The sequence below is a fragment of the Pseudomonas sp. HP_01 genome (assembly GCF_055284355.1).
In genome coordinates, this window is record NZ_JBTOPV010000089.1 from 153,956 (window position 1) to 176,216 (window position 22,261).

22 protein-coding genes are annotated in these 22,261 nt (G+C 60.9%); 7 read left to right on the forward strand and 15 right to left on the reverse strand.

Going from position 1 to position 22,261, the window contains the following annotated elements:
- Positions 1 to 42: 42 nt before the first annotated feature.
- The 4 genes from ACYAR8_RS25500 to ACYAR8_RS25515 all read right to left on the reverse strand — a co-directional run bounded on the left by ACYAR8_RS25500 (position 43) and on the right by ACYAR8_RS25515 (position 5,767).
- Positions 43 to 525 carry a YaiI/YqxD family protein gene (locus ACYAR8_RS25500; protein WP_074892563.1) on the reverse strand — a complete coding sequence of 161 codons (483 nt, stop codon included), beginning with the start codon at positions 523 to 525 and terminating at the stop codon, positions 43 to 45.
- 28 nt (positions 526 to 553) lie between these two features.
- Positions 554 to 2,446, reverse strand: coding sequence for an FTR1 family protein (locus ACYAR8_RS25505; RefSeq protein WP_463581414.1), 1,893 nt, complete (start codon positions 2,444 to 2,446; stop codon positions 554 to 556).
- A 644-nt stretch (positions 2,447 to 3,090) separates the two neighbouring features.
- Positions 3,091 to 3,717: a LysE family transporter gene (locus ACYAR8_RS25510; protein ID WP_074892691.1), complete on the reverse strand. Its 627-nt coding sequence runs from the start codon at positions 3,715 to 3,717 to the stop codon at positions 3,091 to 3,093.
- Positions 3,718 to 3,856: 139 nt separating this feature from the next.
- Entirely contained in the window at positions 3,857 to 5,767 is a 1,911-nt protein-coding gene (locus ACYAR8_RS25515) for an ATP-binding cassette domain-containing protein (protein ID WP_108121176.1), read from the reverse strand.
- Between the two features lie 46 nt (positions 5,768 to 5,813).
- Between ACYAR8_RS25515 and ACYAR8_RS25520 the strand changes: the two genes are divergently transcribed.
- Positions 5,814 to 6,281, forward strand: coding sequence for a TIGR02444 family protein (locus ACYAR8_RS25520; protein WP_074892689.1), 468 nt, complete (start codon positions 5,814 to 5,816; stop codon positions 6,279 to 6,281).
- Here ACYAR8_RS25520 and ACYAR8_RS25525 read toward each other — a convergent pair.
- Positions 6,278 to 7,264, reverse strand: coding sequence for an AlgP family protein (locus tag ACYAR8_RS25525; RefSeq protein ID WP_463581415.1), 987 nt, complete (start codon positions 7,262 to 7,264; stop codon positions 6,278 to 6,280). The two genes, ACYAR8_RS25520 and ACYAR8_RS25525, sit on opposite strands and share 4 nt — an antisense overlap.
- A 179-nt stretch (positions 7,265 to 7,443) precedes the next feature.
- On the opposite strand from ACYAR8_RS25525, the gene ACYAR8_RS25530 reads away from it, so the two are divergent.
- Positions 7,444 to 8,121, forward strand: coding sequence for an FKBP-type peptidyl-prolyl cis-trans isomerase (locus tag ACYAR8_RS25530; protein ID WP_463581416.1), 678 nt, complete (start codon positions 7,444 to 7,446; stop codon positions 8,119 to 8,121).
- 94 nt (positions 8,122 to 8,215) lie between these two features.
- Here the strand turns inward: ACYAR8_RS25530 and rsd are convergent, their stop codons facing one another.
- From rsd to ACYAR8_RS25570, 8 genes are all read right to left on the reverse strand, one after another.
- Positions 8,216 to 8,674, reverse strand: coding sequence for a sigma D regulator (rsd, locus tag ACYAR8_RS25535; protein ID WP_463581417.1), 459 nt, complete (start codon positions 8,672 to 8,674; stop codon positions 8,216 to 8,218).
- A gap of 182 nt (positions 8,675 to 8,856) precedes the next feature.
- Positions 8,857 to 9,384 carry a disulfide bond formation protein B gene (locus tag ACYAR8_RS25540; RefSeq protein ID WP_463581418.1) on the reverse strand — a complete coding sequence of 176 codons (528 nt, stop codon included), beginning with the start codon at positions 9,382 to 9,384 and terminating at the stop codon, positions 8,857 to 8,859.
- Positions 9,385 to 9,635: 251 nt separating this feature from the next.
- The gene (locus tag ACYAR8_RS25545; protein ID WP_463581419.1) at positions 9,636 to 10,883 is read right to left on the reverse strand and encodes a heme biosynthesis HemY N-terminal domain-containing protein; all 1,248 of its coding nucleotides are present in this window, start codon (positions 10,881 to 10,883) and stop codon (positions 9,636 to 9,638) included.
- Entirely contained in the window at positions 10,880 to 12,022 is a 1,143-nt protein-coding gene (locus ACYAR8_RS25550; protein ID WP_463581420.1) for a uroporphyrinogen-III C-methyltransferase, read from the reverse strand. Before ACYAR8_RS25550 ends, ACYAR8_RS25545 begins: the two co-directional genes overlap by 4 nt.
- A gap of 49 nt (positions 12,023 to 12,071) precedes the next feature.
- A complete protein-coding gene (locus ACYAR8_RS25555) occupies positions 12,072 to 12,845 on the reverse strand; it encodes a uroporphyrinogen-III synthase (RefSeq protein WP_463581421.1) in 774 nt (257 codons plus the stop codon).
- Positions 12,842 to 13,783 (reverse strand): hydroxymethylbilane synthase, encoded by a 942-nt coding sequence (gene hemC, locus ACYAR8_RS25560; protein ID WP_074892682.1) that lies wholly within the window; start codon positions 13,781 to 13,783, stop codon positions 12,842 to 12,844. The genes ACYAR8_RS25555 and hemC overlap by 4 nt, the downstream gene beginning before the upstream one ends.
- Before the next feature lie 160 nt (positions 13,784 to 13,943).
- A complete protein-coding gene (locus tag ACYAR8_RS25565; protein WP_074892681.1) occupies positions 13,944 to 14,690 on the reverse strand; it encodes a LytR/AlgR family response regulator transcription factor in 747 nt (248 codons plus the stop codon).
- Positions 14,687 to 15,769: a sensor histidine kinase gene (locus ACYAR8_RS25570; protein WP_463581422.1), complete on the reverse strand. Its 1,083-nt coding sequence runs from the start codon at positions 15,767 to 15,769 to the stop codon at positions 14,687 to 14,689. The genes ACYAR8_RS25565 and ACYAR8_RS25570 overlap by 4 nt, the downstream gene beginning before the upstream one ends.
- Positions 15,770 to 15,915: 146 nt before the next feature.
- Between ACYAR8_RS25570 and argH the strand changes: the two genes are divergently transcribed.
- The 4 genes from argH (at position 15,916) to ACYAR8_RS25590 (ending at position 21,138) form a co-directional block, all read left to right on the forward strand.
- Positions 15,916 to 17,310 carry an argininosuccinate lyase gene (gene argH / locus ACYAR8_RS25575; protein WP_463581423.1) on the forward strand — a complete coding sequence of 465 codons (1,395 nt, stop codon included), beginning with the start codon at positions 15,916 to 15,918 and terminating at the stop codon, positions 17,308 to 17,310.
- 63 nt (positions 17,311 to 17,373) lie between these two features.
- Positions 17,374 to 17,667 (forward strand): hypothetical protein, encoded by a 294-nt coding sequence (locus ACYAR8_RS25580; RefSeq protein ID WP_074892678.1) that lies wholly within the window; start codon positions 17,374 to 17,376, stop codon positions 17,665 to 17,667.
- A 170-nt stretch (positions 17,668 to 17,837) separates the two neighbouring features.
- The gene (locus ACYAR8_RS25585) at positions 17,838 to 18,089 is read left to right on the forward strand and encodes a TIGR02647 family protein (protein ID WP_074892677.1); all 252 of its coding nucleotides are present in this window, start codon (positions 17,838 to 17,840) and stop codon (positions 18,087 to 18,089) included.
- A gap of 199 nt (positions 18,090 to 18,288) precedes the next feature.
- Positions 18,289 to 21,138 carry a class I adenylate cyclase gene (locus tag ACYAR8_RS25590; RefSeq protein ID WP_463581424.1) on the forward strand — a complete coding sequence of 950 codons (2,850 nt, stop codon included), beginning with the start codon at positions 18,289 to 18,291 and terminating at the stop codon, positions 21,136 to 21,138.
- An 82-nt stretch (positions 21,139 to 21,220) separates the two neighbouring features.
- Here the strand turns inward: ACYAR8_RS25590 and ACYAR8_RS25595 are convergent, their stop codons facing one another.
- Complete coding sequence (locus ACYAR8_RS25595; protein WP_074892675.1) at positions 21,221 to 21,454, reverse strand: DUF1289 domain-containing protein; 234 nt, start codon at positions 21,452 to 21,454, stop codon at positions 21,221 to 21,223.
- Positions 21,451 to 21,807, reverse strand: a complete 357-nt coding sequence (gene cyaY / locus ACYAR8_RS25600; protein ID WP_463581425.1) for an iron donor protein CyaY — start codon at positions 21,805 to 21,807, stop codon at positions 21,451 to 21,453. The genes ACYAR8_RS25595 and cyaY overlap by 4 nt, the downstream gene beginning before the upstream one ends.
- Positions 21,808 to 22,094: 287 nt before the next feature.
- On the opposite strand from cyaY, the gene lptM reads away from it, so the two are divergent.
- A complete protein-coding gene (lptM, locus tag ACYAR8_RS25605; protein ID WP_192171403.1) occupies positions 22,095 to 22,259 on the forward strand; it encodes an LPS translocon maturation chaperone LptM in 165 nt (54 codons plus the stop codon).
- Positions 22,260 to 22,261: the final 2 nt, after the last annotated feature.

The window sequence follows — 22,261 nt, forward strand, 5'->3', positions numbered from 1 at the left end:
AGATCGGGTGGTGACGCATCTGCCGCTCACCGACGTGCAGCTTTAAGGGTTCTCGCTTGCTGGCGGCGCGGGATATTCTCGCGCCAGCCGGGTCAGGATCCGGTCCAGGCAGTTGGCAAATGCCTGTTTCTCCCGCTCGCCATAGGCGCCCTGCCCGCCACTGGCCTGCCCTTGCTCCCGCAGATCGGTGAAGAGGTTGCGCATCGCCAGGCGTTGCCCCATGTTCTGCGCATCGAACTCCTTGCCCCGTGGGTCGAGCGCCGCAACACCCTTCTTCACCAGCCGATCCGCCAATGGCACATCGCTGCAGATCACCAGTTCGCCCGGCACGGCGTGCTCGACCAGATAATCATCAGCCGCATCCGGCCCGCTGGGCACGACAATCAACTTTACCAAGGTCAGGCTCGGCTTGATCTGGCTCTGCCCCGCCACCAGCACGACCTCGAACTTGCGCTTGAGGGCAAACTTGATGACGAGGTCTTTTGCGGCCTTGGGGCAGGCGTCGGCATCGATCCAGACGCGCATACGCGACTCCGATTTCAGAAAGTGAATTTTAGACAATGGCCACGCGGCGCTTCTCCGCTAGCCAACTGCGGCCATACAGCACCACAATCGCCAACAGCGCTATGGCTTGCGCGCCGAGGGAATAGGCGTCGGCGTGAATGCCAAGCCAGTCGAATTCGAAGAATGGCACCGGACGCGTCCCAAAAATCCCGGCCTCCTGCAGCGCCTTCACGCCATGGCCGGCGAACACCACCGACAGCGCGCACAGCAGCGCGGCATTGATGCCGAAGAACAGCGTCAGCGGCAGCTTCGCCGAACCCCGCAGGATCACCCACGCCAAGCCGACCAGCAGCACCAGCGCTGTAGCGCCCCCAGCCAAAACGGCATTGTGGCCAGCGGGCCCTGCCTGCAGCCACAGGGTTTCGTAGAACAGAATGACTTCGAACAGCTCGCGGTAGACCGAGAAGAACGCCAACACCGCGAAACCGAAACGCCCACCGCCGCCGACCAGGCTGCTCTTGATGTAATCCTGCCAGGCGGCGGCATGACGTCGGTCGTGCATCCACACACCCAGCCACAGCACCATGACGCTGGCGAACAGCGCCGTCGCGCCTTCCAGCAGCTCGCGCTGCGAGCCACTGACATCGATGACGTAGGCTGCCAGCGCCCACGTGCCCAGGCCCGCCAGCAACGCCAGTCCCCAACCGACGTTGACGCTGCGCACCGCCGATTGCTGACCGGTGTTGCGCAGGAACGCGAGAATGGCCGCGAGCACGAGAATCGCCTCCAGGCCTTCGCGAAGCAGGATCAGCAGACCGGAGATGAAGCTCAATGAGGTGCTCAGGCCATCGCTGCCGAGCAGGTCGGCCGATTCCTTGAGCTTGACCTTGGCGTCAGCGAGCTTCTGCGCCGCCTGGGCTGCCGGCAGGCCATCCTGAAGCGACTGCCGATAGGCCATGAGCGCTTTTTCGGTGTCCTTGCGCACGGCCGCATCGACGTTGTCGAGTGAGCTTTCGACCAGCTCGAAACCCTCCAGGTACGCCGCGACGGACAGGTCGTACGCCTGTTCGCGATCACCTGACTGGTACGCGGCCAGACTTTTGTCGAGGGTTGCGCTGGTGTAATCGAGCAGCTGCGCCGGGCCGCGTTGAACCTGAGGCGGCTGCGCGCGCTGGGCACGGAAACTTGCTGCGGCTTGCGGCCCTTCGCTGGCACCTATCTCAGCGGGCGTCTGCCGCGCGAGATCAGCGAGGTTGTAGGGTTTGTCCTGCTTCGCAGCGGAGTCCGCGCTGAAGCCTGCGATGTAAGTGGCGACGTCCCAACGTTGACGGTCATCCAGCTGGTCCGCGAACGCTGGCATTTCAGTGCCTTCAATGCCCAGCCCGAGGGTGTTGTAGATGTCGTAGAGACTCAGGCGGTCGAGCCGCGCTGCGTCGCGCAAATTGGCGGGAGGCGGCGAAAGACCGATACCGGCCGGACCGTCCCCCGCGCCCGCATCACCGTGGCACACCGAACAATACTGCGCATACAAGGGCGCACCACGTGCGGGATCCGGGGTAATCACCGGCGCCTGGCTGACCTCGTACGCGACTGCCAGTTTCGCGCCCAACTGACGCGCCTGACGAGCCACCTGCGCCCCGTCCTGCTTCTGGTTGACCGCATTCAACAGCGCTGAGATGCCCTGCTCCAGCTCTGCGCGCTCTGGCTTTGCCGGCAACGCGGCGATCGTGCCCTGCAGCGACGCGAGAAATTCCACCTGCTCGCGGTATTCGGCGTCATCCACGACCTTGCCGTTCGCGACCGTCGCCGGGTAGTCCGCCCCGATGTAATCGAGTAAATGCAAAGCCTGAGCCGCGTCCTCGGCAGGCGCTGCGCAGGCACCGTAGCTGAACAGGCTCAACAGCAAGAGGCTCAGGCAGGGCAATAAGCGGGAGCGGAACATGGGGGTGGATCTCAAATAGGAATGCGAAGGGTTGCCATTGTTCATGTTCGCCGCTGGGGACTCAAGCGCCGCGTTGATGGCTATGACTCAATTGTACGACCGGCTTTGGTGGTAAGACGTTGCTCCCCCTCTTAACCATGTTGTCCAACACACCGCGTTCGCGAGCTAGCTCACTCCTGCAATTTCGTGTGCGCGCCCGACATCCGCGTTGGACGCAAATCTCCTGTAGGAGCAATCGGAGGTTACGACGGTCGCGAAGGCGGTAGGCCTGTGACATCGACGGTGGCTGACACACCGCCTTCGCGAGCAAGCTCACTCCTACAATTTCGTGTGCGCGCCAGACATCCGCGTTGCACGCAAATCCCCTGTAGGAGCAATCGGAGGTTACGACGGTCGCGAACGCGATGGCGTCTGTGACATGACGGTGACTGACACAATGCATTCCCGAGCAAGCACTGCCATTTCCACTGGACGAGCGCGATGCTTTTAGTGGGACCGGCTTTAGCCGGGAAGACTTCAGCCGTCACACCGCAAAGGTGAGGGTGTCGATACCGGCCTCTTCCCGGCTGAAGCCGGTCCTACAAAACACCGCACGCATCCAATTAGATCGGCTGTTACTCAACTGTGGAGCGGGCTTTTGGCGATCAGGCGCGATGCAAGGTGGCGAGGAACGCCGCGGCGCTGACGAACAGTCCGGCAAAGGTGCGGTTCATCCGGCGTTGCTGTTTGGGGGTTTTGAGGGCGCGGAGCACTTTCGAGGCCAGGCCGGTGTAGCCCGCCATGACGATCAGATCCACGCAGACCATGGTCGCGGCGATGATCAGGTATTGCGGCAGGAGCGGCAGGTGCGTGTCGATGAACTGCGGCAGGATCGCCAGAATGAATACCATCGCCTTGGGGTTGCTGATGTTCACCAGAAAACCGCGAGCCATTAGCACAAGCGGCTTGCCCACCGGGCGAACAGCTGACTCATCTGCCAGATCGCCAGGCAGCGCGCGCCATTGCTTGATACCCAGATAGACCAGATAGGCAACGCCAAACCATTTGATCAGACTGAACGCCAGCGCCGAAGTGGCCAGCACCGCGCCAAGCCCGGCGGCGACCACGGCGATCTGCACGACGAGGGCGACCTGCAGGCCAAGGGCATTCCAATAGCCGCGCCAGAACCCGTATTGCAGACCGCTGGACATCGAGGCAATGGCGCCCGCACCCGGAGACAGACTGATAACCCAGCAAGCGGCGAAAAACGCCAACCATGTTTCGAGCGACATCACGCACCTCAGGTAACGAAATCTTCGCCTAACCTAGTGTTTACCGGCCTTTAGAGGCCAGTCATTTCTGACTGTTGCGGTGACTTGTCAGACAGCTGTTCCGGTCGGCTGCGTCATACGGCTAACGCAGGTGACGCCATCAGGACAACGCTTCCAGCTCGGCCTGCATCGACTCCAGCAATTCCAGCGCCTCCATCCACGCTTCTTCAAGCTCGGATTCACGGGATTTGAGCTTGGCCTGATCGGCCAGCAGGTCGCGCAATTTATCTTTGTTGGCCGCCTCGTAGATGCCGCTGTCGCCCAGAGCCACTTCGATCTTCGCCAGTTTCTCGTGCAACGTGCCGAGCTCTTTTTCAAGCTTGTCGGCTTCGCGCTTATGCGGCGCGAGTTGCTGGCGCAACGCGGCGGCCTGCTGACGCTGGGCTTTCTTGTCGGTCTTGTCGACATTGACCGGCGTATTGCTGGCCGGTGCATTGCGCAGGCGGTAGTCCACCAGCCAACGCGCATAGTCGTCCAGATCGCCATCGAACTCCTGAACCAGGCCATCGGCAACAAGGAGGAAGTTGTCAGTCGTGCTCTTGAGCAAATGCCGATCGTGGGAGACCACCAGCACCGCGCCACTGAACTCCTGAAGCGCCATGGTCAAGGCCAGGCGCATTTCCAGATCCAGGTGGTTGGTCGGTTCGTCGAGCAGCAGCAGGTTGGGTTTGTCCCATGCAATCAGGGCCAACGCCAGTCGCGCCTTCTCGCCACCGGAGAAATTCAGCACCGGCTCGTCGAGGCGCGCACCGCGGAAGTCAAAACCGCCCAGGAAATCCCGCAAGGCCTGTTCGCGCTCGGTGGGCGCGATACGCTGAAGGTGCAGCAGCGGACTGGCCTTGGCGTCCAGGGAGTCGAGCTGATGCTGGGCGAAGTAGCCGACCACCGTGTTTTCGCCACGCACCATGCGTCCGCTCAACGGCTCGAGCTCGCCCGCAAGGTTTTTGATCAGCGTGGATTTACCGGCGCCGTTCGGGCCCAGCAGGCCGATGCGTGCGCCCGGCGTCAGTTGCAGCTTCACTTTTTGCAGGATGGCTTTGTCGCCATAGCCCAGCCGCGCGTCAGACAGATCCATCAGTGGGCTGGAGATCTTGGTCGATTCGCGGAAGGTGAAGTCGAACGGAGAATCGACGTGGGCCGCCGACAGTTCTTCCATTCGCTCAAGCGCCTTGATCCGGCTCTGGGCCTGTTTGGCCTTGGTGGCCTGGGCCTTGAAGCGCGTAATGAATTTCTCCATGTGTGCGCGCTGGGCCTGTTGCTTGTCGTAGGCCTGCTGTTGCTGGGCCAGGCGTTCGGCACGGGCGCGTTCGAAAGCGCTGTAGCCGCCGCGATAAAGCGTGATCTTTTTCTGCTCGACATGGGCGACGTGATCAACCACCGCATCCAGAAAATCGCGGTCGTGGGAGATCAGCAGCAGCGTGCCCTGATAGCTCTTGAGCCAGTCTTCAAGCCAGAGAATGGCGTCGAGATCCAAGTGGTTGGTCGGCTCATCGAGCAGCAGCAGGTCCGAAGGACACATCAAAGCCTGCGCCAGGTTGAGCCGCATCCGCCAGCCGCCAGAGAAGTCGCTGACCTGGCGCTCCATCTGCTCGTTGGTAAAGCCCAAACCCGCGAGCAGCTTGCGCGCCCGCGCATCGGCGGTATAGCCATCGGCGCTGTCGAGCTCCGAATGCAGACGCGCCTGCGCGGCGCCGTCCTGGGCGGCCTCGGCAGCGGCGAGATCATGCTGCACCTGACGCAGGCGCAGATCGCCGTCGAGGACGTAGTCCACCGCCAGACGATCGAGGGTGTCGACCTCCTGACGCATGTGGGCGATGCGCCAATCGGCGGGCAGCAGGCAATCGCCATTGTCGGGGGTCAACTCACCCCGAAGCAGCGCGAACAGGCTGGATTTACCGGCGCCGTTCGCGCCGATCAGGCCGGCTTTCTGGCCGGCGTGCAGAGTCAGCTCGGCGTCTTCTAGCAGACGTTGCGGACCACGCTGTAAGGTAAGGCTTTGAAGTCTGATCATAATGGCGGCGGAGTCTACCAGCTTCGCCCAAAACAGGTAGATGACGATGCTCTCGGACCTATGGAGTTTCACCCTAGATTTTTATGCTCGCCCAGGCGTCGAGCAGGCGTGCCTGAAGCTGCAAGCCGATGGCGCCAATGTCTGCGCGTTGCTGTGCGGCGTCTGGATGGACCGGCGTGGTGTGCAGTTCGACCCGGAGCGGGCGCGACAAATCGGACAATTGGCCGACCCGTGGCACGAGACGGTGGTGGGGCCATTGAGGGATGTTCGGACACGCTGGAAGGCCGACGCGATAGATGACGAAGAACTGAAGGCATTACGCGACAGGCTGAAAACCCTTGAGCTGGATGCCGAGCGTGAGCTGCTGGTGCGGCTGCAACGGCTGACCAGCGAGTGGCCTGAGCGAAAGGCTGAACCTACAGGAGTGTGGCTGGAAGCGCTGGCGGGTGGTGCTGCTCAAGGCAGTCCCGACGCGTTGCAGATTCTGCTTCGCGCCGGGACCGATATCGCTTAGGACGCGCTGTTGGGCGTCGAATCAGCAACTGGCGCAGGTGACGCTACCGGACCAGCAGGCGCTGCGGCCGCTGGCTTGGCTGTTGCCGAGACAGCGGGCTTGGTGGCCGGTTTTGCTGCAGTCTTCGCTGCGACTGGCTTGGCAGCAGCAGGCTTGGATGCTGCGGGCTTGGCTGCGACTTTGCTCACAGCAGGCTTGGCGGCGGCACTGGTGGCTGGTTTTGCAGCAGGGGCTTTAGCCGTGGCAGGTTTGACAGCGGCCTTCGCGGCAGCCGGTTTGGCAGCGGTGGTCTTGGCAGCGGGCTTGGCGGCCGATTTCGCGGCAACAGCCGTTTTAGCGGCTGGCTTGCTCGCAGCACTGGCAGCTGGTTTGGCAACAGGTGCCTTGCTCGCAGCTGGCTTGGCGGCCACGGTTTTCGCAGTCACTTTGGCGACGGTTTTTTCTGCGACGGCTTTGACTGCGGTTTTAGCAGCAGGCTTTGCTGGACCCGCCTTGGGTGCAGGTTTTGCCGGTTTTGGAGGCATTTTCACAGGCGGCTTCGCCGCGACAGGCTTGGCGGCAGGTCGAGCCGGGTCTTTTGCAGCGCGATCGTTCAGCGCTTTGCCAACGGCTTCCTTCACGCGGCCAATGCCTTGGGCCAGCTTCAGGCTTTCCTGGGCATCACGCTTAAGGTTGAGGATGTAGCTGCGGGTTTCGGTCTGACGATCTTTCAAAGCGTCGAGCAACGACTCGAGTTCGGCCACGCTGTCCTTGGCCTTGCCTTGCGCCTTGGCTTTACCGGCGGCGGCAGCGTCCTGCAACTTGGTACGCGACTTGTGCAGTTTTTCCTGCGCCTTGCCACGTTGCTTCTCGAGTTTGGCGAGCAGTTTTTCAGCGTCAGCCAATGCTTGAGAGCAGGCATTTTCGAGATGCTCGAGCAGGCTGCCCGACAGCTGTTGAAGCAAATGCAACGGAGTGTTTACTGGCTTCTTGGTGGCCGACATGACTTACCTCCTGGCTGATTTGAGTGCGGCCATACTAGACCTCCGCCAGCACCGCCGCTAGGGCATCTTGACACTACAATCCCCGCTCTGTTGCAGGACGCCGAAAAACCCGGCAATACCCGTCACGCTCGGGCCTCAGCGCTGGCATAATCGCTCACTTCCCAGGCCGGAGAGCATTCATGTCGCGCTACCTGTTTATGTCGTTGTTCCTCTTGGTACCCCTTGCTCACGCGACCGATGCTCCGGCGTCCGATAATACCCACGACCTTTCCTATAGCCTCGGCGCAAGCCTGGGTGAGCGCCTGCGCCAGGAAGCACCCGATCTGCAGTTGCCCGCGCTGCTCGAAGGCCTGCAGTCGGCTTATCAAGGCAAGCCGCTGGCGATCAAGCAGGATCGCATGGAGCAGATTCTCAGCGACCACGATGCCGCCCTCGCCCAGGCTGAAAACTCCGGTCAGACCGAACCGCAGACCGAAGCGGCGCTGAAGGATGAGCGCAAGTTCATGGAGGCCGAGAAGGCCAAACCGGGCGTTCGCCAGCTCGCGGACGGCATCCTGATGACCGAGCTGACGCCGGGCAATGGCGCCAAACCCGACATCAATGGCCGTGTACAAGTGAAGTACGTGGGCCGGCTGCCTGACGGCACGATCTTCGATCAAAGCCAGCAGCCACAATGGTTCCGCCTGGACAGCGTCATCGCCGGGTGGACCACCGCCCTCGCCGACATGCCGGTGGGTGCCAAATGGCGGCTGGTGATCCCTTCGGCTCAAGCGTATGGCGCAGAAGGCGCGGGCGATCTGATCGATCCGTACACGCCACTGGTATTCGAAATTGAGCTGCTCGGAGTGTCACAGTAACGCCGACAGTGGCCGAGGCTGGCGGCGACAGAGCATAAAAAAAGGGTGCCCAGGGCACCCTTTTTTACATCAGCTTTTTACATCAGCGGCCTTCTCAGACCTCTTCCTCGACCTGTTCCTTGTGCGCGTTGTGCAGCACTTCGATCAGGCAGTCTTCCAGTTCAAAGCGCTCGTGCAGCAAGCCGCCCAATTCCTTGAATTTCTCGGCGACGCATTTGCCTTCGTCACAGAGATCGTTGAACGCCAGCAGCTTCTCGGTGATGACGTCGATCCGAGGATAGATCGTGTCAGCCAGGTCAAGGCCCCGCTGATTCTTGAACGCCTTGGCCTCGTTGGTGAGCTGCTCGTAAATTTCGAAATGACCAGCCGACACGTAATCGACCAGCGAGCCGCAGAATTCCTGCAACGGCGCGCTTTTTTCGGAAAGCGCTCCCGGCTCTGCACTCAAGGCATAATAAGCTGTGATCAACTCGTTGCGCGCCAGCAACCAGCGGTCAATCAGCTTGTGAACCCCACCCCAGCGTTCCTGAGCGTTCTGACAACTTTCCAGCATGATGTTCTCTCTTCCCTTCAGGGGCATGCTGCTTCAGGCGCTTTTCGATTCGGCCCGAGACTTGTCGGTACCAGCCAGGAGAAGCGTCGACAGCAGCATTGATCCGATGATGCGTGCGGCCCAGATTATGCCCGCATGACTAGCCCATCAAGGTACGCAGGACAGAAAGTTCATACAAGTGTTTAATCCGGAGTCCCCACATCCATTGATCTGAAGCGGCGGAACTCGATAAAAAGGTAGTACAGCGCGAACAGGCACAAGCCGGAAAATGCCAGCAGGCTCCACTCCGGCAAGCTGATGCCGAACAGCGACCAGTTGATCTCGGAGCACCCTGCACTTCCCGCCAGCACCATCACCATGACTTTTAAGTAGGTTTGCGTTTCCATCAGGTAGTGAAGGTTTTCAATGCACGCCGCCATGTTCTCGGGCGGCGAAGCCTGCAACCAGACCTGACGTGCCGCGACGCTCGCTCCCAAAGCGGAAAACAGTAAAAGAAAGCCCGCGTAAATACGCCAGCCAGCTTTGCCCGGCGCGTGCAGCGCGGCGAGCAAACACACACCCGCAGATACCGCCATGAGCACACGCTGAAGCAGACACATCGGGCATGGCGCTGCATCAACTACAGGGCCGAGATAAACCGTCGCTCCCACAATCGATGCGCAGGCCAGAAACGCCAGAGAGAACAAGGAGCGCGTACGAGCCAGCTGCATGGAAAATCCGTAACAAAAGACGAAGGCGGCTACGGTAGAGGAAAGCGCGAGTCGCTTTCAAGGCGCTCAACGGAGGATATTTCTTTGTTGATGTAGGTAATTCCCGACGCCGTGTTTAAGACGTTATACCGGTAGCCCAAAGATCCTCTCAACAAGCCACACGAAGCACGGAAATGCCCTACACAAATAAAAGACTCAGACACTGAAGAGGCCCGCAATCGGGCCTCTTCACGTTCAAGTCTGACGCCCGGCTAGACGCGTGTCAGTGCTGGCAACGGACGGGCGAGCAAACGCTCATCCAGCAAACCCAGACCTTCCTGAAACAGCTGATTGCTGCGATCAGTCTCGCCCAGCTGCGCAAGCAGACGAGCCAGTTCGGCACACGCTTCCGGGTTGCGCTGCAACCTCAAGCTCGACTCGAGGTAATCACGCGCTTTACCCCACAAGCTGCTTTGCAGGCACAGACGACCCAGCGTCAACAGCAAGCCTGGGTCATCGGTATGACTTTTCAGCCAGCCCTCAGCAGTCTGCAGTTGTTTGGCAGGATCGGCGCCGCGCACCAGTCCATACAACCGCGCAAGGTGGGTGTTGTAGTCGCGCTTCATGGCCGTGCGCAGGACTTCCTCGGCCTGCACATCGGCGCCCAGCCGACGCAGTTGTTCGGCGTACGCCAACACCAGCGCGGGCTCCTGGCGCTGAGCCGAAGTCAGTTGTTGCCAAGCGCTTTCCAGCGACGGCAGGCCCGTGGCTACGGTATCGCTGCCGGATTCACGGTGGGCCGCCAGCGAGAGATTTTCGCCCCAGGCACGTCTCTCCAGTTCAGCCAGCTCTTGCGCCGGAAGCACCTTGTCTTTTCGCAACTCCGGCATCAGACGAACCAACTCCGCCCACTCACCGCGTTCGCGATACAGGCGTTGCAATTGACGCAATACCTGCGGGTTATGCGGATGGCGCTCCTGCATGGCCTGCAAGGTAACCAGCGCACCGTCGAGATCACCGCGGTCCACCTGCAACTGGGCGTGGCTCAACGCAATGGCGAGCTCCGCGTGCGGCTGACGCTCAAGCGCGCGCTCAAGCAGATTGTCGCTTTCCTCGTAACGGCCCTGCTCATTCGCTGCCCGGGCGGCGCCGAGGTAATAGAGCAATGGCTGACGCTCCGCCTCGGCGGCGCGATGCAAGTTGCGTTCAGCGCTGGCCCAGCGCCCTTCGGCGAGGTCCATCTGCCCTTGCTCTATCGCGTTCTGCACGCGACGGCTGCGGTTGCGACGAGACCACGGATTGACGACCCCACCGGACGTCGTCAGCAACGCGATAACCACCCGCACCAGCCACAGCATGAACAGAACGGCGGCGAGCAACGCTAGCGCTGCCCAGATACTCGATTCGTAGCGGAAGGTGTCGTAGGAAATAAGCACGTAACCCGCATGGCGGGAGATCGCGACGCCTATCAGCGCCGCAGCAACGACCAGCACGAAGAGGATGACGTAAGCGCGCTTCATGGCTGTTTCCCAGGCTGCGCCTCGTCAGTGCGTTTCTCCAGCGCACCGCCAACAGGCGTATGACGCTGTTCGAGGTAGGCCTGAACCGACGCCAGGCTTTGTGTCAGGTCAGGGGTCGCCACGGAAACCGGCTGTTTGCCGAGCTCCTCCAGACGCTGACCGAGCGCTTTGCTCTGCTGGCTATCACGATTGAAGTTGCTCTCCAGAACGCTCTTAGCTTCAGCCATGGCCTTCTCGTAAACCGGGGCCTGGCCGTTGAGCGCCGCCCATTGCGCCTGCTCGATCGCCAGACTCAATGCCAGACGAACCTGGGTCAGGCTCTGGCCTGCCAGCAACGGTCGGATATTTTTGTCAGCGTGAAAATCAATACGCACGAACTGGGAGATCTTGTCCCACCACTTGGCCCAATAGCTGTCCTCGCTGCCATCGGTCAAACCGAACAGCGAATCGCCCTTGTCCACGTATTCAGGCGCCAGCTCATTCAACTGCGCGACTTGCTCACGGACTGCCGCCAGTTGCAGGAACAAACCAGTGCGATCCGGTTGATCGACGCTGCGCAGCGCGGTCAGGCTTTTTGCCAATTGCTCGCGGGCCGCGAACGCACCGGGATCGTCCTGCTCGCGCAGAATCTCGTCAGCGCCCTGCACCAGCGCTGCAGCGCTGTTGATATCTTGCAGCGCTGACAGCCTCAGGCTCGCCAGGCGCAACAGATGCTCGGCCTCGGCGAGACGCCAATCCTTGCGACTGGCACCGAGCACGGTCTCTACACGCTGGCTCAGGCGCTGCTGATCACCCTGTAACTGCGTGACGAGGCGACGGCGATCTTCCAGCTCTTGAGCGGGTGGCAATTGCGCCAGCCGTGCAGCGATTTGCTGCTCGCTCTGCTTGAGGGCTTGAGTCTGAGAGCCGATGTCCTGTAACTGCCCCGACTGCTCCTGATGGCCGGCCTGCATGGCGCGCAGTTGCCAGACGCTCCAGCCGCCAACGGCAACGCCCGCTGCGCCCAGCAACAGCGCCAGTATGGCGAGCCCGTTGCTGCTTCGGCGATTCGACGGTTCTTTGTACGCTGGATCCGGCAGCGGCTCAGGTTTGGCCAGTACCGGTTCAACGTCATCTTTTGGCAAGACTGTTTCGCTCACGTGTCCATCCTTTGCATTTTGGGCGTTGCGTAATCCGACTGATCGACCATTACGCCTGTGAGGCAGGCGCGGTGTGTTCGCGCAATGCTGCCAGCAAGGCCGGGGCGCTGGCGCCACGGCAGTCCACTACGATAAGAGCCCCGGCGGCACGCGCCATTTCGGCGACCCGGGGGCTCGGTACAAACAAAGGCATTTGTGCAAGCGCAGGCCAGGCATCACCCGCCAACTCGCGCAGATGCTCGAAACCCTGTCCACTGCTGACCACCAGCCCATTCAAGCGTTCCGCTTTAACCGTGTCGGGCAGCACGAAAGCCGGGTATTGCGGCAGGTGGCGACGATACAGCGGCAGGTAATCGACCACCACACCACGCTCACGCAACCGCTCGGCCAGCAGCTCGCGTCCTTCTTCGCCGCGCATGATCAGCACTTTGGGGTCGTATCCCGAGACGGCTTGCTGGAACTGCGGCAGGTCGAGCAACGCTTCGCTGTCGTCACCCTGCTCGGGGAAGAACACGTGCAGGCCATAGTCATCGAGGATTTGCGCGGTTGCAGCGCCGACGGTGAACCACTTCTGCATCGGCGGCTGCGGCCAGACTTCGTCAAGCATTGCGAGCCCAAGGCGCGCGGCCGGTTTGCTGACAACGATGACGGCGCAGTACGCCGCGAGGTCGTAAATGATCGAACGGCTGGCTTCTGAAACCGGCAGCGGCTCAATCTCCAGCAACGGCAGGCTGGCGCTGTGCACGCCGACCTCAGCCAGCGTCTGCGCCAGGGCCCGCGATTCTTCAGCAGGACGCGTGAGCAGCAAACGCCAGGTCGTCACTCGTCGCCTGCCTCGCCGTAGACCGCTTTGAGAATCTTCGCGGCACCTTGAGCCAGCAGCGCTTCTGCCACTTGTACGCCCAACGCTTGAGCGTCCACTTGTGGCGCACGCGCTTCGGCATGCAGCAGCACCGTGCCGGAGGGATCGCCCACCAGACCGCGCAACCAGAGTTGTTCGCCTTCCAGCACGGCATAACAGGCGATCGGCACTTGGCATCCGCCGTTGAGGTGCTTGTTGAGCGCACGCTCAGCGGTAACCCTCACGGCGGTGTCGTCATGGTGCAATGGGGCCAGCAAGGCATGCACTTCGATATCGACGCTGCGGCATTCGATGCCCACCGCGCCCTGCCCGCCAGCCGGCAAGCTGTGGTCGATGCTGATGGGCGCGGTAATGCGCTCTTCGAAACCCAGGCGGATCAGGCCGGCAGCGGCAAGGATGATCGCGTCATACTCGCCTGCATCCAGCTTGGCGAGACGCGTATTGACGTTGCCGCGCAGAAACCGGATTTGCAGGTCTGGCCGACGCGCCAGCAACTGAGCCTGCCGACGCAGGCTCGACGTGCCCACCACAGCGCCGGCGGGCAGGTCATCGAGACTGGCGTAGGTATTGGAAACGAAGGCGTCGCGGGGGTCTTCGCGTTCGCAGATACAGAACAGGCCGAGGCCCTGAGGAAAGTCCATCGGGACGTCTTTCATCGAGTGAACGGCGATATCGGCGTTGTGCTCCATCAGGGCTGTTTCCAGCTCCTTGACGAACAGGCCTTTGCCACCGATTTTCGACAGCGGCGAGTCCAGCAGCTTGTCGCCGCGACTGACCATCGGCACCAGCGTCACGATCAGACCGGGATGAGCCTGCTCCAGACGCGCCTTGACGTATTCGGCTTGCCAGAGGGCCAGAGCGCTTTTGCGGGTGGCGATGCGGATTTCGCGAGAAGACATGAACCGGTCCGTGCTGAGTGAATGCGGCGAATAATAACAGCTCGGCCGGATCGGGCCGAATGGCTGTATTCAATCTGCGCGCATCATGATCTCAATCAACCTGCGTACGCCATGCGACGGCGTGTCGCCAGCATGACGGCATGCTCCTCGCGGCACTCCCTTACAACTGCTGCATCATCTTGCGCACACCGGCAACGTGCCGGCGGCTGACGATCAACGCATCGCCGTTGAGCCCCTTCAGGAACAACTGGAAGTGGCCCAATGGCGTGCGCTGCAGGCGCTCGATGCGCTCCCGGGCGACCAGCGCGTTTCGGTGGATGCGTACGAACCGGTCGCCGAACTCGTCTTCAAGGGCTTTAAGCGGTTCATCCAGCAGCACTTCGCCACCTTCGTGGCGCAGGGTCACGTACTTGTGATCCGCGATGAAGTAGATCACCTCGGCCAGCGGAATCAGCTCAATGCCCTTTCGGGTACGCGCGCTAATGTGGCTGCGCGGGCCGGTACCACTTTCAGCAGCAGGCCGGGTCATCGCCGCCAGTTGCACACGATTCGGCCGCTCGGCCTTGCGCAACGCCTCAAGCAAGTGCTCGGGACGAACCGGTTTGACCAGATAACCCACGGCACTGACCTGGAAGGCCTCAAGCGCGAATTCATCGTGGGCCGTGCAGAATACGACGGCTGGCGGGGTGTCGCGCTCGCACAGTTTTGCCGCAACCTGAAGTCCATCCAGGCCGGGCATGCGGATATCCAGCAACACCACGTCAGGCTTCAAATTTTCAATCAGCTGCAATGCTTCTTCGCCATTTGTGGCGCTGGGTTCCAGAACCTTGTAACCCTCGAGCTCACTTACCATACGGCTCAGGCGGTCTCGGGCTAGGGGTTCGTCATCAACGATCAGGACATTCATATAGCTCTGGCTTCCTGCGTGAGTCTCGCACAAGGATAGCGTAGACAGGTGAAGTGACGACCGTCTCGGCGCTCCACGCTCAGACTGGCGAGGGGGCCGAAAAGTGCCGTGATTCGAGCGCCGATGTTTGCCAAGGCCTGCTGAGTGCCGCTTGGGTTTTGCCGTAAGACGACCTCATCGTAAGGATTACTGACGCGCAATATGAATACTCCCCGTTCGTAGTCCGCCTCAACTCTGACCACGCCGCCTTCAACACGGGGCGCGATACCGTAAATCAACGCGTTTTCCAGTAATGGCTGCAAGGTTAGCTGGGGAATTGGCAAGTCGTCGGGAATTGCACTTACTGCCCAGTCCAACTGTAGACGCTCGCCAAGTCGATATTGCTCAATCGATAAATAGCGTTTCGCCAATTCGAGCTCTTCGCGCCATGTTGTCAGGCTGCCGGGCTTGCCCAGACTGGCCCTGAACAGGTCGGACAGATCAAGCACCGCCTGCTCCGCTTTGACCGGGTCGCTGGTCACCAGGCTGGCGATGCTGTTGAGTGTATTAAACAGAAAGTGCGGACGGATACGCGCTTGCAGCGACTCGATCCTGGCCTGGAGCTCGGCCTGCTGTTGCTTGCGCCACTGACTCTGAAGGTAGAAGTAGCGCAGCATCAGCGCGGACATGATCAAGGCGATCAGCGCGTAGCGCAGGTACCGCTCGACAACCCCAGCGAACGAGGTCGGGGGATTCACCTGGTAATAGTCAGTCACGGCAGTGCACATCAGTGTCACTGCCACCACCAGCAGACAACCTATGCAGCCGGCCACGCCAGCACGCAGGCGCGCCAGCCAGGGGCGCAAGCCGCACAGTAGCGCGGCGGACAGCAGCACGATCCACTGCACGAAAAGAGAAATCAGCGCCAGCCGCACCCAGTCGAAATCCGGCCGCATGGGCTCTATGAGCACAAGCACGAAGACCAGCAACTCCGCCAGCACTACCAGCATCAGCAACGCCTGGGGCAGACACAGTTCCGGGAGGAAAAACTCTTTACCGGGCGCACTGCTCTGGCCCGGATGTTTGCGCTCGTTCTGCATGGCTGACAGTCTCTTCGCTGATACCGTTGCGGGCAAGCCGCCGGGGATAAATAAACGGCAATGCTGTTATCATCGCCCGCGTCTTTAGAATCGGCCGGCGCCGGTTTTTCATCAGTTTCAGCCACCAGCACAGCAGCGAGCGAATCATGAGCACCGACAAGACCAACCAGTCCTGGGGCGGCCGCTTCAGTGAACCCGTCGACGCCTTCGTCGCACGCTTCACCGCCTCCGTTACCTTCGATCAACGTCTTTATCGCCACGACATCATGGGCTCCGTTGCCCACGCCACGATGCTGGCCAAGGTCGGTGTGCTCACCGACGCCGAGCGCGACACCATCATCGACGGACTGAAGAGCATTCAGGGCGAGATCGAAGCCGGCACGTTCGACTGGCGCGTGGACCTCGAAGACGTACACATGAACATCGAAGCGCGTCTGACCGACCGCATCGGCGTCACCGGTAAAAAATTGCACACCGGGCGCAGCCGCAACGATCAGGTCGCCACCGACATCCGCCTGTGGCTGCGTGACGAAATCGACCTTATTCTGGCTGAGATCACTCGCCTGCAAGCAGGTCTGCTAGGGCTGGCCGAGCGCGAAGCCGAGACCATCATGCCGGGCTTCACTCACCTGCAGACCGCGCAACCGGTGACATTCGGCCACCACATGCTCGCGTGGTTCGAAATGCTCAGCCGCGATTACGAGCGCCTGGTCGATTGCCGCAAACGCACCAACCGCATGCCACTGGGCAGCGCCGCGCTGGCCGGCACCACGTACCCGATCGACCGCGAACTGACCTGCCAGCTGCTGGGTTTCGAAGCAGTAGGCGGCAACTCGCTGGACAGCGTCTCCGATCGCGACTTCGCCATCGAATTCTGCTCCGCCGCGAGCATCGCGATGATGCATTTGTCGCGCTTCTCCGAAGAGCTGGTGCTCTGGACGAGCGCGCAATTTCAGTTCATCGACCTGCCTGATCGCTTCTGCACCGGCAGCTCGATCATGCCGCAAAAGAAAAACCCTGATGTGCCCGAGCTGGTCCGTGGCAAGAGCGGACGTGTGTTTGGCGCGTTGATGGGCCTGTTGACCTTGATGAAGGGCCAGCCGCTGGCCTACAACAAGGACAATCAGGAAGACAAGGAGCCACTGTTCGACGCCGCCGACACCTTGCGCGATTCGCTGCGTGCCTTCGCCGACATGATCCCGGCGATCAAGCCGAAGCACGCCATGATGCGCGAGGCCGCGCTGCGTGGATTCTCCACCGCCACCGACCTCGCCGACTATCTGGTCCGCCGCGGCCTTCCGTTCCGCGACTGCCACGAGATCGTCGGCCACGCGGTGAAGCACGGCGTTGAGACCGGCAAAGACCTGGCCGAGATGACGCTGGACGAGCTGCGTCAGTTCAGCGACCAGATCGAACAGGATGTGTTCGCGGTGCTGACGCTCGAAGGTTCGGTCAATGCCCGCAACCACATCGGCGGCACGGCGCCTGAGCAGGTCAAGGCAGCGGTCGTGCGTGGCCAGCACTTGCTCGCCAGCCGCTGAGCGCATCAAAGGGGTCGCCCCGTGGGGGCGGTTCCATCTAATTGGCAAGACATCGAGAACGACATGAGCGACAACATCGAAAACGACGAAGAAGAATTCGCTGAAACGACGCTGATTCAGGCCATTGAAAATCAGATCGAAAGCGATAACCCGCCAGCGGCCAAGGCCACGTTCAACAAGCTGACGCTGGTGGGCTACGAGCGAGAAGAGATTCTGGTGATGATGGCCCATGTGCTTGCGGTAGAGATTGACGGGATCCTGGAAGATGACCGTCCGTTCAATACCGTCTGGTATGAAGCGGCGCTGCGGGCGTTGCCCGACATGCCACCCGGTGTAAAGCTGGCTGAAGACGAGTAAAACCCGCGAAAAATGCCGGTCGCTGACCCGACCAGACGACCGGCCAGATACTTCCTGCAAAATTCCCAGACCTGACTACACTCCAACAGCCTCGCTGCTGCATGGCGACGGGGCCGTCACGCCTGCGATTCTGATCGCGGTGTATCCACTGGAAAAAGTCTGGAGCACCTATGTCGTTTACCCCTGAATTGGTTGCCGAGCTGGAAATCCTGTCGCTGTTCAATCTGAGCAACACCAAAGAGGGACTGAAGGTCCACCACCATTCTGCGGCTCCCACAGCCATCGCTGCCGCCCAACGACTCTTCGACAAAGGCCTCACCACGCAACACGACGGAGGCTACTTGACCAGCCTGGGGCTGGATGCCGCCGACCACGCTCAATCACTGTTGATCATTCTTGCCACAAGCCAGGAAGCTGCCTGACTTCGTCCCTCGCGAAACCTTTGCCTGGACGCATCAAATAAAGGTTTCGCGAATCCTCCATTTCGACGATGCTGCGCCGATAAAATAATGGCGCCATAAAAAAGACGCGCAGCCGAGCCTTACCGGCCTGACGCCAAGCTGTCTTGATTATCGCTATACCCTCACTTCATGCAGTGCCGCCCGACGGCTTCGAGTCGCGATGACGCGTAGTTTCGAAATTCGCCCGGATCTGGATGAGGGCATTGATCGCAAGGTCCTCGCCCAGTTACGCAGCCGCTTCCTGGCCCTGAGCGAGAGTCGACTGGCGCGCGCGTATGAAGGCCTGTCGACACGTCAGCAAAGCGTGCTTTCCCTTCTGCCACTGTTTTTCCACGTCAATCATCCTCTGTTGCCGGGCTATGTGTCGGGGTCGACCCCTGCTGGCGTTTCCCATTACGAGCCTGATGCCCAGGCCCTTGCTGAAGCGCAACGCCTGACGCGATCGTTCTCCTACAAACCACGCCGGGTGAATCCACCGCAGCCGATTCACGGCATCTTCCTGATGGGCAGCCTTGGCACCCTCGCCCAGGCCGACCAGAGCGACATGGACGTGTGGATCTGCCACGACCCGCTACTGTCGGCAGACGAAATCCAGGAACTGCGCAAGAAATGCCAGTCGCTTGAAAGCTGGGCAGCAAGCATGGGCGCCGAGGCGCACTTCTTTCTCGTTGATCCGGAGCGCTTTGTCGTCGGCGAGCGGGATGCACAGCTGAGTGGCGAAGACTGCGGCACGACGCAGCACTATTTGCTGCTCGACGAGTTTTATCGCACCGCCATCTGGCTGGCCGGGCGCACCCCGATGTGGTGGCTGGTGCCGGTCTACGAGGAAACGCGCTACGCCGAATACACCCATACCCTGCTGTCGAAACGCTTTATTCGCGCTGACGAGGTGCTGGACCTCGGCAATATGTCGCACATCCCGCCGGGCGAGTTCATCGGCGCAGGGCTGTGGCAACTGTTCAAAGGTATCGAATCGCCCTACAAATCGGTGCTCAAGCTGCTGCTGACTGAGGTCTATGCCAGCGAACACCCGCAGGTGCAGTGCCTGAGCATGCGCTTCAAGAAAGCGGTGTTTGCCAACCGTGCCGACCTCGACGAGCTGGACCCCTACGTGATGGTCTACCGGCGCATCGAGGAATACTTGCTCGCGAGGGGCGAGCCCGAGCGGCTGGAACTGGTACGCCGCAGTTTGTACCTGAAGGTGAACAAGAAACTCACGGGCGCCACTCGCCACCGCAGCAACGGTTGGCAGCGCCTGCTGCTGGAGCGGCTGGTCAATGAGTGGAACTGGGACGAGCGCCAGTTGGCGCTGCTCGACAGCCGCAGCCAGTGGAAAGTGCGTCAGGTCGCCAGCGAGCGCCGCGCACTGGTCGGCGAGCTCAACTTCAGTTATCGCTTCCTGACCCAATTCGCCCGTGCGCAAAAGGCAGTCAATTCGATCAACAAACGCGACTTGAATGTGCTCGGCCGGCGTTTGTATGCAGCCTTTGAACGCAAAGCCGGCAAAGTGGAGTTTCTCAATCCGGGCATCACGCCGGATCTGGCGGAAGACACGCTGACGCTCGCGCAACTGCCGAACAAGCGCGAGCCCGGCAGGTATCAGTGGTGTCTCTACAACGGCAGCCTGAGTGCCCACGAGCTGGAAACGTTTGCGCCGATCAAGCGCAGTCGCGAGTTGCTGGAACTGCTCACGTGGTGCCATCGCAACAACATCATCGACAGCAGTACGCGCCTGGCGCTACATCCTGGCATCAGCGATCTGACCGAGTTCGAACTGTTCAATGTGCAAGGCGCATTACAGCAGAGCATTGCGCTGCCGGCCGGCATGGTCGAGGAAGAGGTGCTGCTCAGCCCAAGCGTGCCCCGTGAGATTCTGCTGCTGGTCAATGTCGGCGTCGATCCGCTCAGGCACCATAAGGACCTGAACATTCTGATGACCACCGAACGAACGGACTCGCTGAGCTATGCCGGGGTACGCGAAAATCTGGTGCTGACCTTCGATCAGATCACTCTTAACAGCTGGAACGAAGTGCTGGTCAGTCGCTTCGACGGCCCCTCTGCGCTGATGGACTGCCTGACAGACTTGCTCAACGGCCCGCCGGAGAACGCCGCGAGGCCTGTCATCCGCGTGCGCTGCTTTTGCCACAACCGCGCGCAGGCCATCGCCCAGCGCGTGGAGGAACTCATCGGCACGGCGCAACTGTTGCTGGACCGGCGCCTGAATCATCGCTATCTCATCCAGGTCGAACAGCGGTATCACGTGCTGAAAATGATCCCCGGCCAGGTCAGTCATGTCACGCTCGAAAACCTGCCGGCGCTCTTTGACTATCTGGGCGCAGAGCTTTCCGCCTACAGCCCGCTTCATCTGGACCCCCAGGCACTGGACGACTCGGACTTGTCGCTGTTTATCCCGCACGGCCAGCCCGAGTGCATTCAGGTGTTTTACCGGATCAACGAACCGAACGCCGACCTGTACGTGCTCGATGAGCGCAATGCGTTGTGGCATCAGCAGGTGCCTTATCACAGTGAATCCAGCCTGCTGGTGCCGCTGCAGCGCTTTTTTCAATCGTTGATGTATCGGCGCGTGACGCTGCTGCCGCTGGACAACCCGCTGGAATCAACGTCGCTGGAGGCTTTGTATTACCGCATAAACCCCGATGGATCAGGCCGGGCCCGCCGCGTTGAGCATCGCCCGACACCAACAGTGCTCAACGACCCATCGTTTTTTGATGTGCAGGCGATCATCGAGGAGGCGTCGCCCGGACAGGTCAGCGTGACGCTGTATTGCGACGGGATGGAGTTTTCCGAGTTGGAGTATGGCGATCAGCTGTTCAGCGTCGTGGCGCGACGGATTCTCGAGCAACGTCGCGAGCCACAACGTTACCGCTGCTACATCACTGATCTGGACCTGTCCGGGATACTGGGGGACACGCGCGGGCAAACGATCCTGTTCCTGCGCTACAAGGCCAAACTGGAAAAGTCACTGAATGCCGCGATGGATGAGGCTTGATGCCAGTTGCGGCCAGACATCAGGCCCGGCATCGCGACAGGACCGGCTCCCACAGATTCAACTTTTCCAAGAGGGCCGTGACCTACATGTGATCGGAATTTGCACTGCGACGCTGATCCGCCTGCCGCACGATCTCGCGCCGGCGCTCATCGGTCGCCGCCCGCCACTCGCGGATGTCTTCAACGTGGCGATGACACCCCGTGCAGACTTTGTCTTCGTCGAGCCGGCAGATGCTGATGCACGGCGATGGCACAGCCGTGCTGACGTTGCTGAACAGCGGTTTCGGCGGTCTGACCGGCGTTGCGCTAGCAGTCACTGGCGGTTGCCGTCGCTGCCGTCGAGGGCGTCGAAGTCGATGTCTTCCCCGGCCTGCTGTTTAGCCAGACGGTGGAGCATCTCGCTCAACAGCTCTTCGCTCTTGTCGCAGATCCAGTGCTTCGCTTCTTCGTCGTAATCAAAGTGGAAACCACCTGACGCAGCCGCCAGCCATAGCTGACGCAGTGGCTCTTGGCGACTGAAGATGAACTGCGAGCTGTTTTCGAACTTGACGGTCAGCACACCGGCCGAACTCTCAAGGTCCAGATCCAGACCGCTCTCGTCGAAGATGTCCTGGAGCTTTTCCTGGGTGGCATCGACCAGATCGTGAAAACGGGCTTCGGTCAAACTCATTGCATGAACCTCAAAAGTGTCAGCGGATGGCGCAGCGACGCACGATACGGTCGCTCCCCGGCAAATGCAAAGCCTACCCGCCCAAGTGCAGATGTGGGAGTGGCTTCGGCCGGGAAGGCAGTAACGTCCGGCTCCACCGCAGGCTGCGTCAGAAATCCGCATGCGCTGCACTGTCTAATTGCGCGGCGGCGTCAAACCCCCGCCGGACGGGAACCCCAGCGCATAGGCAATCTGTCGGGTGGTCGGTATACTCGGGCGCAATTAATGCTTATACAAAGGATTTCGCCATGAAGCGCCTGATTTCCTCCCTGGCCGCGCTGCTTGCAGTTGCGTGTCTGGTCTCTGCCTGCGGTCAGAAAGGTCCACTGTATCTGCCCGACGACGACTCGTCCGCCGACGGCACCAGCCAGACCAAGTCGCACTCGCACAAGCATCAGACTTCGACCTACTAGGA